Origin of the sequence: Chryseobacterium sp. MYb7 (genome assembly GCF_002979455.1) — a bacterium.
GTDB lineage: Bacteria > Bacteroidota > Bacteroidia > Flavobacteriales > Weeksellaceae > Chryseobacterium.
The window spans coordinates 80,316-94,616 of sequence record NZ_PCOU01000018.1 but is presented as its reverse complement, the minus strand read 5'-3'; the positions used below and the strand labels follow the sequence as shown (position 1 = coordinate 94,616).

The 14,301-nt window shown below is 35.7% G+C and carries 15 protein-coding genes; 8 read left to right on the top strand and 7 right to left on the bottom strand.

The genetic code is table 11. The features are described 5' to 3' along the window. Positions 1-4: 4 nt before the first annotated feature. The 3 genes from CQ046_RS15020 (at position 5) to CQ046_RS15010 (ending at position 2,708) form a co-directional block, all read left to right on the top strand. Positions 5-1,345: a S41 family peptidase gene (locus CQ046_RS15020; protein WP_105703053.1), complete on the top strand. Its 1,341-nt coding sequence runs from the start codon at positions 5-7 to the stop codon at positions 1,343-1,345. Positions 1,346-1,636: 291 nt separating this feature from the next. Further along, a complete protein-coding gene (locus tag CQ046_RS15015) occupies positions 1,637-1,906 on the top strand; it encodes a hypothetical protein (protein ID WP_105703052.1) in 270 nt (89 codons plus the stop codon). Between the two features lie 79 nt (positions 1,907-1,985). Further along, positions 1,986-2,708 carry a sterol desaturase family protein gene (locus CQ046_RS15010; RefSeq protein ID WP_105703051.1) on the top strand — a complete coding sequence of 241 codons (723 nt, stop codon included), beginning with the start codon at positions 1,986-1,988 and terminating at the stop codon, positions 2,706-2,708. Positions 2,709-3,099: 391 nt separating this feature from the next. Here CQ046_RS15010 and CQ046_RS15005 read toward each other — a convergent pair whose 3' ends face one another. The 7 genes from CQ046_RS15005 to CQ046_RS14975 form a co-directional block, all read right to left on the bottom strand. After that, positions 3,100-4,134, bottom strand: coding sequence for a phytase (locus CQ046_RS15005; RefSeq protein WP_105703050.1), 1,035 nt, complete (start codon positions 4,132-4,134; stop codon positions 3,100-3,102). A 6-nt stretch (positions 4,135-4,140) separates the two neighbouring features. Next, positions 4,141-6,951, bottom strand: a complete 2,811-nt coding sequence (locus CQ046_RS15000) for a TonB-dependent receptor (RefSeq protein WP_105703049.1) — start codon at positions 6,949-6,951, stop codon at positions 4,141-4,143. Positions 6,952-7,086: 135 nt separating this feature from the next. Then, positions 7,087-7,470: a hypothetical protein gene (locus CQ046_RS14995; RefSeq protein ID WP_105703048.1), complete on the bottom strand. Its 384-nt coding sequence runs from the start codon at positions 7,468-7,470 to the stop codon at positions 7,087-7,089. 67 nt (positions 7,471-7,537) lie between these two features. Continuing rightward, positions 7,538-8,071, bottom strand: a complete 534-nt coding sequence (locus tag CQ046_RS14990) for a Crp/Fnr family transcriptional regulator (protein ID WP_105703047.1) — start codon at positions 8,069-8,071, stop codon at positions 7,538-7,540. Between the two features lie 10 nt (positions 8,072-8,081). Next, positions 8,082-8,618: a TetR/AcrR family transcriptional regulator gene (locus tag CQ046_RS14985; RefSeq protein WP_105703046.1), complete on the bottom strand. Its 537-nt coding sequence runs from the start codon at positions 8,616-8,618 to the stop codon at positions 8,082-8,084. 69 nt (positions 8,619-8,687) lie between these two features. Then, on the bottom strand, positions 8,688-9,401 hold the full coding sequence (locus CQ046_RS14980) for a hypothetical protein (protein WP_105703045.1): 714 nt from the start codon (positions 9,399-9,401) through the stop codon (positions 8,688-8,690). Positions 9,402-9,540: 139 nt separating this feature from the next. Continuing rightward, positions 9,541-10,422, bottom strand: coding sequence for a cupin-like domain-containing protein (locus CQ046_RS14975; RefSeq protein WP_105703044.1), 882 nt, complete (start codon positions 10,420-10,422; stop codon positions 9,541-9,543). A gap of 237 nt (positions 10,423-10,659) precedes the next feature. Between CQ046_RS14975 and CQ046_RS14970 the strand changes: the two genes are divergently transcribed. The 5 genes from CQ046_RS14970 to CQ046_RS14950 all read left to right on the top strand — a co-directional run bounded on the left by CQ046_RS14970 (position 10,660) and on the right by CQ046_RS14950 (position 14,301). Continuing rightward, complete coding sequence (locus tag CQ046_RS14970) at positions 10,660-11,955, top strand: Ig-like domain-containing protein (protein ID WP_105703043.1); 1,296 nt, start codon at positions 10,660-10,662, stop codon at positions 11,953-11,955. A gap of 39 nt (positions 11,956-11,994) precedes the next feature. After that, complete coding sequence (locus CQ046_RS14965) at positions 11,995-12,234, top strand: hypothetical protein (RefSeq protein WP_105703072.1); 240 nt, start codon at positions 11,995-11,997, stop codon at positions 12,232-12,234. A gap of 60 nt (positions 12,235-12,294) precedes the next feature. Beyond that, positions 12,295-13,206: a hypothetical protein gene (locus tag CQ046_RS14960; protein ID WP_105703042.1), complete on the top strand. Its 912-nt coding sequence runs from the start codon at positions 12,295-12,297 to the stop codon at positions 13,204-13,206. Continuing rightward, positions 13,193-13,828, top strand: coding sequence for an ATP-binding cassette domain-containing protein (locus tag CQ046_RS14955; RefSeq protein ID WP_105703041.1), 636 nt, complete (start codon positions 13,193-13,195; stop codon positions 13,826-13,828). Before CQ046_RS14960 ends, CQ046_RS14955 begins: the two co-directional genes overlap by 14 nt. A 116-nt stretch (positions 13,829-13,944) precedes the next feature. Next, a complete protein-coding gene (locus tag CQ046_RS14950) occupies positions 13,945-14,301 on the top strand; it encodes a winged helix-turn-helix transcriptional regulator (RefSeq protein WP_105703040.1) in 357 nt (118 codons plus the stop codon).

The window sequence follows — 14,301 nt, the reverse complement described above, 5'->3', positions numbered from 1 at the left end:
GCGTATGAAAAATTTTTTAAAACTTCAATGCATTGCCATCGCAGTCTTTCTCATTTCGTGTACGAATAATAGCGACGAAAATGCTCCCGTTTTTCCGGAAGGGAGCACAGAATCTGTGAATCTCTGGGTTCAGGACAGCATGAAACGGTATTATTATTGGGCGGATGAAATGCCTGCAAAACCTAATTACCAGCTTCCTGTCAAAGATTTTTTCAAAAATCTGCTTTCTTCCAAGGATCGGTTTTCTTTTATCGTTAATACTGAAGATTCCTCTTCCTATCCACGTTCTATAAGAAATATGTACGGGTTTGATTACTCTGTTGTTCAGCTTGCCAATAATGAAGTGGTTACCGTAGTAAAGCTGGTGCTTCAAAATTCTCCGGCCTTCAATGCAGGGCTGGAAAGAGGAATGATCATCACAAAAGTTAATGGAAAAGTAATGACGGCCGCTAATGCCGAAACAATGGCTTCATCTATTAAAGATCAGACTGTTGTAGAACTTACCGTTGGAAAATGGCAGAACGGAGCTATTACCTATGAGAAAAATATCACGGTTTACTATGGTTTTTCTTTTGAACAACCTGTTTTATCCAAAATTTTTGAAAAAAACGGTAAAAAAATAGGATATCTGTACATCTATGACTTTCCTGACGGAATGACTCAGACGCTGAACCAAAAGTTTGGAGAATTGAAAGCTGCCGGAGTACAGGAACTGATTCTCGATCTTCGCTACAATTATGGAGGTTCTGTATCATCTGCGGCTGCACTCTGTTCGTTGATTCCTGCAGGTTTATCATCAGGATCGCCATTCATTGTTTTTAAAGGAAATAAAAATGGTGGTGAAGTAAAAAGAACATTTGCCCAGCAAATCGCTTATGATCCAAAAGCTTTGGATTTTACAACTTTGCGTGGGAATGCATTGGGATTACAGAAAGTGTTTATTCTGACATCAAGCAGTACAGCATCTGCAGCTGAAATAGTTGTGAACAATCTGAAACCTTATATTCAGGTCGTTCAGATTGGAGATGTTACACTCGGAAAAGATATGGCTGGATTTGTAGTGGAAGACAAGCGTAAACCCAGAAAAATTTCATGGCAGATTCATCCGGTAATCTATAAAGTATTTAATGCCAACGGAGTAGGGGAATACAGCAATGGAATTTCACCACAGCTCAACGTCAATGAATTTGCCGGTCTGCCATTATTACCTTTGGGAGATCCCAACGAAACTCTTATTTCTTCTGCTCTTAACGGAGGTTATTTCAAATCTGCAGGTCAGGAAAAAAATGGAGGTGTTAAGATTTTATTTCAGAGTGATGTACCTCCGGTTATGATGGAAAAATAGAATTTGGATAGAAAAGATAAAAAGACGTTACATTTTCGAGTATGTAAAAATGGATATCTTTTTTTAACCACTAAGAATTTTAAAGAATTAAAGTGGAGTTAAGGTCAATCATTCTGATTTTAAATTAAGGCGAAGCTTATCTTAATTATCTTAACACCTTAATACAATCTTAATGGTTCAAAAAAGAAATTTAAGAAGGTTATTTAATAATAAAAAAGTAAAATATCAAATAGTAAAAGCAAAATCTCTTTGTTTTTTACCCATTCAAGAACTCAATAAAATAATAAGATCATGCAGGGAATAGAGCCAAAACTTCATATGAACCTGACCAGTCGTGTTGAATATTACCGTCTGCTGATAGAAGCTGCGGAAGATCCTGAAAGCCAGCCTTCAGAGGTAATTAATCAAATTTCAGAGCTCAGACATTTGTATGATGAGTATCTGCTCAATAAAAAGAATCTGGAGAACAGCATCAAAAACTACCGCGAATATCATAATGATTTAAGAAAAAAACTCACATCAAGACTCCGGGAACTCAGAAGAAAGGCACGACAGAAATAGAATCTGGAATATACTTTATCGGTTGATTTCACTATGAAATTCATACCTTTATGACATCAAGCTGAAGGATGAAGGACTTATGAATTTTAATCAAACAGAACTTTCCGGTTATCTACAGATATTTTGGCAGTTTTCCTGGCCAGAGTGGATCATATTCAGTCTGACCATTAATGTTGTTCTGTATCTGTTTTCTATAGGCTTATCTGTTTTTATAGAAAAAACTTGCCGTAAAAGCCAGTTACAGGAGAAAAATCATCCTGTCACAAGATCCGATTTTTACCTTAGTCTGCTTACTGTACTATGTAACAGTTTGGTACTGTTGTTAGGAGCTTTCCTATGGAAAAACGGATGGATTGTGATGGGACAAACTCAATCTGTGATTGGAGTCATAGCGGAAGTGGCAGCTTTGCTTCTCTTAATGGATCTTCTGATGTATTTCTTTCATTTTGCAGCTCATTTACCTTTCATCTATAAAACTTTGCATGGAAAACATCATGAGCATGTCAGTACCAATTTTTTGAGCCTTTTTGTACTTCATCCTTTCGAAACCATAGGATTTGGGTTGATGATGCTGGCTTTACTTATAGGTTATGATTTTTCTGTGATTTCTATTTCAATATATCTTTTACTCAACCTCATTTGGGGAACCATAGGACATTTGAACAGAGAATTTTTTCCTGCTTCTTTTGATCGTTTCTTTGTGGGAACAACAAGATTTCATAACCAGCATCATTTGGATGAAAGTAAAAACTTTGGATTTTATACTTCTATTTGGGATAGGGTGTTTGGGACGTATAAGTAGGAGGGAAGAGGGAGGCTGGGAGAGGGAAGTTTTTGTGATGGTATAACAATGCGATTATTTCTAACGCAAAGCTTAAGAAATAAACTTTATTATTTCTGATCTAGCAAAATTTTGCAGCAAGCTGCTTGAAAAGCTCATGGATAAAAATTTTGCTTCATCGGTTGATTGCAAATCAACTCTTTCTTAGCACCATTACAATATTACAACCCTTAGAATCAACTTTGCGTTGAAAAACTTTTAAGAAATAAACAATTAAGAAGAATGAAAAAGTGAAGAGTATTAAGCTAAACAGAATTCGTGAGATTGCTTCACCTCCGGTTCGCAATGGCTGTTTAGCTCAGCTTAATACTCTTAAACCCTTATCAAACCTTAATGGTTTAAAAGATTATTTTTATTTATTATTTTTCACTACTGATTTTATTGCTTTTTCAACAATCCTCCAGTCATAAAAGTGAAATACTCTTCCATTGCTCATCGCCACAAAAACTCCTTTCGGGAATTTTGGACCTAGATTAATATTCGTCACCTCAGAACCATCACTTTCCAGCGTAGACACCGGAATTTCTGCAATTCTTCCTTTGGATTGGTCTTCTCTTAAATAAACATTGAAGGTATCATTCTGCTGATTGGAAACCAGAATGTATCCTTTTCCTTTAGAGGTTGGATAAATTGAAATTCCTTCCACATCAGATTTAAAATCGCCTTTGCCGAAAACGGATAATTCTTCATTGCCTTTCTCTGGATCTGCATAGTACTTATGAACTCCAAACTGTTCATCAGAATAGTAGATATAACCCATTTCGTCATCTACAGCAATGCTTTCAATCTCTTTTAAGCCACTGTATTTCCCGAATTTACGGACAACTTTTCCTGTAATGGAACCATTTTTTTCAGAAAGTTGATACTGCCATAAGTAACCGTCAGACGGACCGGATTTTCTTCCAACAATCACAAATATATCTCCCGTTTCCGGATTTTTGTACATTGAGATTCCCATTGGACCACGTTCTGATTCTCCTTCAAATACTGAGATTTCTCCCAATTCTTTTAGTTCAGGAAGCGAGTATAATTTTACTTTGTTGGTTTCCCTTTCAGTTACCGCCGCGATATCTGTTTTTTGTCCATTTAAAATAAAACCATATTCAAGATCAACATTGTTTGGACGCTTCAATCCTAACACTTTATTGATAATTTTCCCGTTAAGATCAAAGGCATACAATCCGCCATCAGTATCTTTATCTGTCCCGATGATGATACTTTTGGAAGCATCTTTAGGATTGATCCATATAGCAGGATCATCTGTATCATGAACCACCGTTTCTGTAATAACGGTAGGTTTTAATTTTTCTGTTATTTCTTTCTGCCCTGTACAATTGATCACTAAAGGAAGAACTGAAATAGCCAGTATGTAATGTATGTTTTTCATATTTATTTAGAAATCAAATTTCACTCCCATTGTAAATCTAGGTCTGTAATATTCTGCCTGAGCAGTTCTGCTTTGGATTCCTTGGTAGTATCTTAACGGCTGATTGGTCAGATTATTGGCTTCCGCAAAAACTCTCAATTGGCTTGTGATCTTGTAAGAAGCATTGGCATCAAGGAAAAACTGTTTATCATAATAACGATCATCAAACGCTTTACCACCAAGCTCGTCAATATAGTGAGAAGCATAGTTCATGGAAACTCTTGCTGAGAAACGTTTATTCTCCCAGGAAAGTGATCCGTTGAACATATGAGGAGAAGCTCCCGGAAGCCCTACATCCGTTCTTTCCACTCCATCTTCGTTGGTGATTCCTTTTGCTTTGGATTTGGTGTAGGTATAGTTTACATACACTCCAAGTCCTTTCCAGAAGGCTCCCGGAATAAAATCAAGCTGTCTTTGTAAAGCGACTTCAAAACCATAGATGTCTACATTGTCACCATTACGCTGCTGGGTGAATTTCCAGTTGCTTTCTCCGGCAGGAATAGGGTTGGTTTGCCCTGCGAAATCATTGGCAAAATCATTGGCCGTATAATTTCTTTTAGAATAGGTGTAAATAAAGTTGTTCAGATTTTTATAGAAAACTCCACCTGAAAGAATCCCAACAGACTTGAAATATTTTTCAGCCATAAAATCAAAATTATAGGCATAGGTTGCTTTTAAGTTTGGATTACCGGCTGCTACGATCTCATCTTCTGATATAACATTCAGGTACGGAACCAACGAGTAATAATTCGGGCGGGCAAGGGCGGCAGTAAATGCTGTGCGAAGTACAAGATCCTGCATTGGAACATATTTGAAGGAAATATTGGGAAGTACGTTGGTGTAGGTGTTGGTATTATTGATCTGCCCTACCAGATCCTTTTCATTCATCACATAATTTCCGGTATAATCAATTTGGGTGGTTTCAAAACGTGCTCCAACGATCATGGATAATTTGTCATTAAAATCCTGATCCCAACGGATATAACCCGCATAGATTTGTTCCTTTGCATTGTAGTTACTGGAAAGATACTTTTCAGGCTTAAGCTTACCATTAAATAAAGTAGGGTTGAATAAATCCAAACTTCCAAGGAATGCCGGATCCACAAAAGTTCCCGGAACATAATGCCCAGCCTGGAAGTTCTGACCGTCAAGATTGATTGTAGGTACGGATAAAAGGCTTCCCAAACTGTTGACTGGTGTAAAAGCATAGAAATCATTCTCTCTTTCCTTTTTCTTCAAACGCATACGGAAACCTGTTCGAAGACGACCTTTCTGACCATCAATCACTGAAAAAGGAAAGCGTACATTCACTTTTGCTCCCAATTCTTTTTCCTGTGTAAAGTTGTTGGCATCCGAAAGATCGCTCAGTTTATAACTGCCCAAATTGTCTGCAGTCAGAAGATTGAACATGGGTTTTTCAGGATTACTAAGGTTTGGAGAAAAATTCATTTTGCTGTTTTCAAACTCTATATAACGCTGATGAGGCTTATCTTCACTGGCGATGGCATAGTTTACGGACCAGTCAAGGTCTACTTTAGAACCTAATAAATGCTCTCCTCTTAAAGCGTAATTCTGAACTCTTTGTTTTTCCAGACGGGTATTGTCATTATCAGCATTCCCACCTTTATTTTGTCTTGTAATACTGCCTTTCCAGTCTGTAATCTCCGTTTCATCTGCATTGTAGACCGGTTTTATTTTATATCCTAAAGCCAGTCTGGTTTCTTTATCATTTCTGAAATTGTACATGGCAGAAGCGTAGATCTTATTTTTGGAATTGAATTCATAATCCATATTAAGATCAAAACTATGCCTGATACGATGCTCATTATAATAACGTACCCCCATTTTGCTTACATAAACGGTTTGCGCAAGATCATTCGCCTGGCTCCATACGGGTTCTATATTATCAGAGCCAAAATTGTTGTTGTTATAGGAGAAGCTGAATACAGCCCCTAATTTTTTGTCTAAAAACCGGTTTCCGTAGACAAATCCGGCAGTGTAATTTCCTTTTTCACGGATGGGGTTGTAGCCTCCTGCAACAGTTGCTGAAATTCTCTGTCCGTTCGGTGAGGCTCTGGTAATAAGGTTGATAGAACCTCCGATGGCATCGGCATCCATATCCGGAGTGAGGGTTTTATTAACTTCTATGGTGGAAATCATATCAGAAGGAATCAAATCCATCTGTACATTACGGTTATCTCCTTCAGCAGACGGAATTCTGTCACCATTCAGGGTCACTGAGTTAAGATTAGGAGCAAGTCCTCTGATGATAAGGTTTCTGGCTTCACCCTGATCGTTTTGTATCGTGATTCCCGGAACTCTCTTCAAGGCATCCCCAATATTGGCATCAGGAAAACGGCCGATCTGATCCGATGAAATGACATTGGTAATATTCGCATTGCTTTTTTGCTTGTTTAAAGCTCTTGCCTGATTTTTCAACGTAGCTCCGGAGACAACAACTTCTGCAATAGAGGTTTCTTTCTTGTCGAAAACGATATTCTGACGCGTATTTTTCTCAGGTTCTACGGTTACGTTGTATTCATGCACACCATAACCCAAATAATCAATTTTCATGGTGTACGTTCCCGGAGGAACATTCAGGAATACAAAATTTCCGTGTTCATCTGATGTGGTATAGATATTTCCCGGACTTAAGGAGATTTTGGCTCCTGGCAGGGCAATTTTAGAATCGTCATTGATATTCCCGGAAAGAGATCCGGTTTGTGCATAGAAAAAAATAGAGGCACAAAATAGAACAGATGTAAAAATTTTTTTCACTTTTTCTTTTGATTAGATTAAAAACGTAACAAAATTAAACGTCTGTTTGGAAAAGATGTTAAAGAGAAAATTAAGGTTTTCTTAAGAATTGTTAATATAGAAGCTGTCTGTTAAAAGGGAACATAGAGTGAGTAATTACCTTTCGGATCCTAAATTTTTTGCAGTTTCATCTCCTTCTATAAGTAAAGTCAATTCATCACATCGTATAATCTGATGATTGTGGATGGTAAATTCTGCCAGTACTTTGTGCACAACTTCACTTCCATCTTTTAATGTGGATTTTGCGATATGATTGGTAAATATAATATTACCATTTTCAGCATAGCTAACGATTTCAAGCTTCTGTTCAGCCACTTTTTCTTTGAGCTTTTTGATGTGCAGGACAAATTGGTCATAATTCAGTTGAGAATGATCTACAAGCTGAATGTATTCTTTTGAAAAATATTTCTCAATTAATGATTCGTCAAATACCGGGTTTTCTAATACCTCTTTGAATACCTGTTGGATAAAATGTTTCATACCTTTATTATTTTGAAGCAAAATTACCTTACAGATTAGTGACTGAACGATAACAATTGTAAAGAAATTATCTCCTGTTGCGTATTCTGCTTAGTGAAACGCTGGTAATACCAAGATAAGAGGCAATATAATGCTGTGGAAAGCGGAGAAGAAGTTCTGGTCTGTTTTTGATAAGTTGTTCATATCTTTGTTGAGGAGAATCTTTAATGAAAGAAATGAGCCTTTTATTGATTTCGCTGAAGCGTTTGTAAAAAAGCGGATGAAAAGTATGCTGAAATTCCTGATTTTCCATGAGCTTATGAAAAGTATCATTATGAAGCTCATAGACTGTAGTAGATTCCAGAGTTTCAATAACGAAATCGCTGGGAATCCCATTCAAAAAGCTGTCAAAGGATGAAACAGCCTGGTTTTCTGTTATAAAATCCAATGTAAGTTCTTTTCCGTCCTGATAGAAAAATACTCTTAAGGCTCCGTTTTTTACAAGGAACATTTTATCTGAAACTTTTCCTTCTTCAAGCAGAATGGTTTTAGCAGGATAAATAACTTCGGATGATAAATGAAGAACAGTTTTTAAAAAAGAATGAAGATCAGGAATATGCATAGCTGAAGGATTAATAGGAGACGTTCAATATATCCTGCACAATAACTTTAGATTTTTCGATGAGTTCATTCGATCTGTAAAGCTGGCTGGTGAGTAAGGCACTTTCAAAAAGAAGATAAATATGAGCTGAAACCATATCATTTTGAAGAACTTCATTGAAGTTTTTTCTCAGCTTATTTTTATGAGTACGGATCACCTGGTGAATATCTTCCTTGTCTGAAGGAATTTCCGACAAAATATTCAGAAAACTGCATCCTCTGAAATCTTCTCTTTGATTCATGTAAATCAGGAAATCAAAAGATTTTTGGAATTTCTCTTGTACGGTTTTTGTTTCTGATGTGAATTGCTCAAGCTCAGAAACCCAATAATCATATCTTTTATTGAGAAATTCAATACAAAGCTCATCTTTAGATCTGAAATGCTGGTAAAAACTTGCTTTTGATACCCCTGCATCTTCAATAATCTGGTTAATGCCTGTATTATTGTAACCTTGCTTATGGAAGAGAACCATTGCGGTGCTTACTATTCTTTCTCGAGGTCGGGACATAATCTAAGATTTCCGCAAATTTAAACAAAATATGAACAGACTGGTATGTTATAAAAGGCTAGATTGGTATTAAATAAACCCCCGGGTATAATAAAGCTGTATCACAAAGAAAAGTACCGTAAAAAACCATACAACATAAGGGTGGTAACTGAAATTATTCTTAAGAATATAATGCAGAGCTTTGAAAAGCTTAAAGATCCCTATAATCCCAATGATGATAAAGACCAGAAAGACCAGAAGAAACACATAATCTCTTGTTCCATATTCAGTTGCCTTGCCAAGGTGATCCAGATAAGATTCTACATTTAAGGTTTGACCTAAAAACATAACAGAACTGATTAATATAAAAAATGGAGTAGAAGTATACACGGTTGTATAAATGAAAGAAAACAGGAGGGTTCGGAAAGCTGCAGTATTGATTTTCTCTTTTTTGTACCATAATAGAGCAACACTGAAGAGTACTGCAGTAATATTATTCATCAGGAATATAAACAGAGCTTTTTCCACCATGCTTAGCCCCTTGATCTTTGAAATAATGTTGTGCTCACCACCATAATCCATTAAAAGCACGGAGACAATTACAGAGGTATAAACAGAAAGCTTGATAGGAGAGAGGTAGTCGTGAAAACGTTCAGTTTCTTCCTTTTCCATCTCGTGTACAGAAAGATCATAGCAGCGGCGGGGATCCTGAAACAATTTGAAAATGGTTACCGGAACCAACAATATTTCAATAATAATCTGCAGACACAGTTTCTCGAAGCTATCGATCAATTTTTCAAACATATATTCGGGTATTAGGGAACGTAATATGCAATTTAATTAAATTTTAAATGATATTTCCATAATAAGTCCACGAATAAAAAAAGAGTGGACGATGGTAATAAACCGTCCACTCTTTGTTTGTATAAGAATTGCTTCCGGGCTATTTAGGAAGCCCTTTTTTTAATGCATTATTCGCTATTTCTACTGCTTTTCTTTCTTTCCAGTCCATATACCTTTTTTTGTATCGTCCTTTCATGAAATTATCAAAATTACGCTGAACAGCAAGGTTCCAAAGAGAATGTGCTTTTACAGCCCAGCTTTTGTCCCATGCACGCAGAGAAATAGAGAAAGAACCGTCCAGATATTTCATCCAGTGCCACCATCCGGTAGGCATGAAGAGTGTATCTCCGTGTTCAAGGAAACACTCGATGCCTTCAATACCATCCAATGCCGGGAATTTCTCAAAATCAGGATTGGCAATATCATAATCTTCCAGTGCATACGTAGCATATGGAAGTTTATAAAGCCTTGATTTCCATTTGTATTCAAACAGAAGGACATGTTTCCTTCCATTGAAATGCGTATGGAAAATATGCGGCATATCAATATCATAATGAAGGAAAGTCACAGAGCCCTTACCTCCAAAAAACATACTCGGATATTTATCTAAAAATCCTCCCATCAGATTCTTTGGCGGAACATAATCGTCCAGAAGTTTGGGTGCAAATTTTATAGGATCAAAGAAAAATATTCTTAGATCAGTAGGCTCCCTTTGAATCAGGTCTACATACTCGCTAAAAGGCATTTTCGTCGTTGGAGTATTGATAGGAGCGGCAGGATCTGCTTTGGAACTGTCGTAAAGGGGAACTTCAACGTCTCCTACTACTTCTTTCATATACTCCATCGTCCATTTTTGGTAGGCAGGCCATTTTCTTGCCATATTCTTGATTACCACTGGCTTACATGGCTTTAGATATTTTTCACGGAAATCTTCTTGTGAAATATCATCTACAATATCAATTGGTTTAAGGATTATTCCCATTTGTTCAAATTATTAAGCTAAAGTATTAAATATTTGCGACAATAAAATGGAAAGAATTAAAATTATTTGGAATTGATATAAATAAATAACAACCCCAAGATTGTAATCTTTCTTTGTTGGAGTTATTAGGATAGATTTTTAGTCTTTATTCTTTTAAAATGTACCGTGTTTATACGGTAAAAAGACTGTTGTAAAATACAATAATTGTATGTATCATTGTTACTGTTAAAAATAATCATGAAACGTTTTACCTCCATTATTTTCTCACTTGTATTTGCAAGTGCTTTTTCACAAAAATCGGCCAAAATTTTCACTTCAGATATTGATAATTTTTGGGTCGCTTATGACAGCATTCAAAAGACAGACAATCACACCCAAAAACTGGATCTGATAAAAAGATTGTATACCGATAAAGCTACAAAAGGCTTAAAAGCTTTTATGAAATCCAGAAATTATAATGATAGTGCATATGTAAAAGTCATTGATAAATATCCTAAATTCTGGAATTCTGTCAGACCCAATACTTTGACCATAAAAACCAAAACCAATGAACTGGAAGCCAGTGTTGTCAAGTTAAAAGAAATATATCCTGAACTTAAAGATGCTGAAATGTATTTTACCATTGGCGGGCTGAATTCCGGAGGAACGGTGAGTGATAATATGGTGCTGGTAGGAGCTGAACTTGCCACAGGACTTTCGTCTACAGATGTTTCAGAATTCAAAGATGAATGGCTGAAAGGCGTTTTTGCAATGCAGTCTCTGGATAATATTGTTTCTCTGAATATTCATGAATATATTCATACCCAGCAAACGGGCAACCGCAGAAGGGTTTTAAATCAATCTATAAAAGAAGGATCATGCGACCTGATTGCTGAGCTTGTGATGAATAAACCTCTGGAAAGGAAATATGTATCTTATGGACTGGCTCATGCAGATAAAGTGAAAGATCGGTTTAAAAAAGACATGTTCACAGGAAATCTTGCCAACTGGCTTTATAATGGAAGAGATAAAGGAGAAAGTGCAGATTTAGGATATTATGTAGGGTATGAGATCAGTAAATTGTATTACCAGAATGCCAAAAATAAAAAACAGGCTATCAAAGATATCATTGAGCTGAATTATGACAATGATAAGGCTGTTGAGGATTTCCTTACCCAATCAAAATTTTTTAAAGAAAAAACGAAAGATCTGATGAAGGAATATCAGAAAAACTCGCCCGCTGTTGTAAAAATAGATCCTGTAAATGGTTCTGTACGTGTAAACCCTGATACAAAAGAAATACGAATTACTTTTTCAAAGGAGATGGTGCCGGAATATTATTCTTTCAATCTTTCAGAAAAAGGAAAAGAATATATGCCGATCACCAAAGTTATTGGAATGGAAAACAATGATAAAACATTGGTCCTGGGTGTAAATCTTAAGCCTGATAAAGAGTATGAATTTTTTCTTACCAATAAAAGTTTCAGATCCAAAGAGGGCTATTCTCTGAAAGACGAGAAGCTTCTTATCAAGTTTAAAACTGGGAACAGATAGTTTGATAGCGATTCAACTTTTTTATTTTTAAATATGGCTATGAAGAAAAATATACTCAAAGTGTTCATCATAAACATCATGATACTGTCTTTGTTAGCTTATATTCTGGGGCTTACAGATTCTGCCTTCAGACAGGTTTATCCTTCGGAGAATATGTTTTTCTATCTGGTTAATTCCATACAATATTTTGTGCTTTGGGTTTTGCCTTACTGGTGGCTGATCATTATGGGAGGTGCTTTATTACTCACTTTTTTGTATTATATTATTAGAAAAAAATGAGGTATAGATGTACTATACTTCTGTTAAAATAGCTATCTTTAAAATCTTCAGTTAATCCTTTTGAAAAAAAAATTACATCACCTAAAATTCAGATTCTATCAAACTTTCAGACTGTTAAATCTGAATCCAAGAGCAGGCGTTCCTGTATTGATTATTCTTGGAATTCTGATGCTCATGAAGCTGCCGGAAAACTATTATTATCCGCCATTATTTTTTATGCTTACACTACTGTTTCACTATGAAAGGAAAGATATTCCTTTTCTGAAGAAAGTTTTTGTTAATGGCTGGCTGTGGGTTATTGTTTTGGAGGCTGCATGTATCTACATCATCCTATTATGCGGAAATATCCATTATAAATGGGATAAAACGGTATTGTTTCCACTGCCGCTATTGGTCTTACTGCCTTTTATCACTCCAAAAAAACAACCCTGGCTGACTTTACAATGGAATGGTATTCCTGATGATTTGTTTGAATGGAAAAGCTTCCTGAGAAAAAATACAGGGTTGGCAATTTTGGGATTGTTGATGATAAGCTCCTCGTCTTACCATCCTGTAACTCTGTTTCTGGCAGGATTTTTTGCATTGGATTATATCTCGCATGTTTATGAACCCAATGAAAACAAAGAAATGCTGGAAATGTATTTCAGAAAATATACCTTGAAAGAGAAAATCAGAAGAAACTCTTTGTTTTTTAATATTTTACTGTTACCGGCTTACTGTCTGTTTCTGATCCTGAATCCTGCCGAAAGTCTGTATCTGCTTTATTATTTTACTTTTATGAATCTGTATTTTTTACTGATTTTAACCAGAAAATATAAGCAGTATCATTATAAAGAAAAGAATAATTACTTTAATATGGGAGTTTTTATTGAATATACAATATGCAGCATAACCATTCTCCCAGCCTTATTTTTGCTGAAAAAAAATATCAAAGAAGCTTCTCAAAATATCAGAACCTATGTTGGAGATTAAAAATATACACGTTCAGTTTAAAAATCAGAAAGTTTTAAACAATCTGAATCTATCCGTAGAAGAAGGCTGTATAATAGGATTGCTTGGGAAAAATGGAGAAGGAAAGACCACTCTGTTTGAAGCCCTGTACCGAAGTGTTCCTTTTTCAGGGAATATTACCTGGAAGAATGAACAGCTGAAAAGGGAAATGATTTCTTATCTTGAAACTGAAAACTACTTTTATCCTTATATTACGGGAGAAGAGTATCTTGCTTATTTTACTTCAAAAAAAGAAAATGAAATCAAAGAAATTATTGAAAAATTTAATCTCCCTTTGAAAAAATATGTACAGTATTACTCCAGCGGAATGAAGAAAAAACTGGCACTTACCGGAATGCTGATGTTGGATAAACCAATCAATATTCTGGATGAGCCTTTCAATGGGGTTGATTTTGAGGGAGTTCATCTTCTTTATGACATCATCAGACAACTGAAATCCGAAAACAAGATTGTTATTGTGAGTTCCCATATCATTGAAACGCTGTTTAATACCTGTGATACAATAGCTTTACTGAAAGAAGGTAAAATTGAGAAAATATACAGAAAAGAGGAATTTAGCCAGCTGAATATGCTTAAGTTCTAAGTATAAAACTTTAAAATTTTAACAATTGAAATCAAGCCGGTTCTTTGAATTTTTATTAAATTATTTTTTTAGATAACACTTATTTTTCATAAAGTGTAACGGTAAAAACGATTCCTATGCCTGAATTTTTCCATGATAAAAGACTGTATTATACGCCTATTGAATTTGCTTTAAGCCATATCGGAGGAACCTGGAAAATGCCTATCCTGTGGAGGTTACAGGAGAAACCTCTTCGTTTCAGTGAACTTAAAAAAGATATTCCACATATTACAGATAAGATGCTGACCAGCCAGCTGCGCGAACTGGAAGCTAAAGACATGATCCACCGTGAAGTATTTCCTGTAGTGCCGCCAAAAGTGGAGTACAGTCTTACAGAAAAAGGGAAAAAAGCGATTCCGGTAATTGAAACCATTATGAATTTTGGTTATGATTTGATCAAAGAGGAAGGAATTGTGTTTCCACCCAAAGAATGA

Excerpts from the sequence above, each read along its gene's own strand:
- CQ046_RS14985 (WP_105703046.1), bottom strand. The coding sequence starts at position 8,618 with ATGTCCCGACCTCGAGAAAGAATAGTAAGCACCGCAATGGTTCTCTTC.
- CQ046_RS14980 (WP_105703045.1), bottom strand. The coding sequence starts at position 9,401 with ATGTTTGAAAAATTGATCGATAGCTTCGAGAAACTGTGTCTGCAGATT.
- CQ046_RS14995 (WP_105703048.1), bottom strand. The coding sequence starts at position 7,470 with ATGAAACATTTTATCCAACAGGTATTCAAAGAGGTATTAGAAAACCCG.
- CQ046_RS14950 (WP_105703040.1), top strand. The coding sequence starts at position 13,945 with ATGCCTGAATTTTTCCATGATAAAAGACTGTATTATACGCCTATTGAA.
- CQ046_RS15020 (WP_105703053.1), top strand. The coding sequence starts at position 5 with ATGAAAAATTTTTTAAAACTTCAATGCATTGCCATCGCAGTCTTTCTC.
- CQ046_RS14990 (WP_105703047.1), bottom strand. The coding sequence starts at position 8,071 with ATGCATATTCCTGATCTTCATTCTTTTTTAAAAACTGTTCTTCATTTA.
- CQ046_RS15010 (WP_105703051.1), top strand. The coding sequence starts at position 1,986 with ATGAATTTTAATCAAACAGAACTTTCCGGTTATCTACAGATATTTTGG.
- CQ046_RS15015 (WP_105703052.1), top strand. The coding sequence starts at position 1,637 with ATGCAGGGAATAGAGCCAAAACTTCATATGAACCTGACCAGTCGTGTT.
- CQ046_RS14965 (WP_105703072.1), top strand. The coding sequence starts at position 11,995 with ATGAAGAAAAATATACTCAAAGTGTTCATCATAAACATCATGATACTG.
- CQ046_RS14970 (WP_105703043.1), top strand. The coding sequence starts at position 10,660 with ATGAAACGTTTTACCTCCATTATTTTCTCACTTGTATTTGCAAGTGCT.
- CQ046_RS15005 (WP_105703050.1), bottom strand. The coding sequence starts at position 4,134 with ATGAAAAACATACATTACATACTGGCTATTTCAGTTCTTCCTTTAGTG.
- CQ046_RS14955 (WP_105703041.1), top strand. The coding sequence starts at position 13,193 with ATGTTGGAGATTAAAAATATACACGTTCAGTTTAAAAATCAGAAAGTT.
- CQ046_RS14975 (WP_105703044.1), bottom strand. The coding sequence starts at position 10,422 with ATGGGAATAATCCTTAAACCAATTGATATTGTAGATGATATTTCACAA.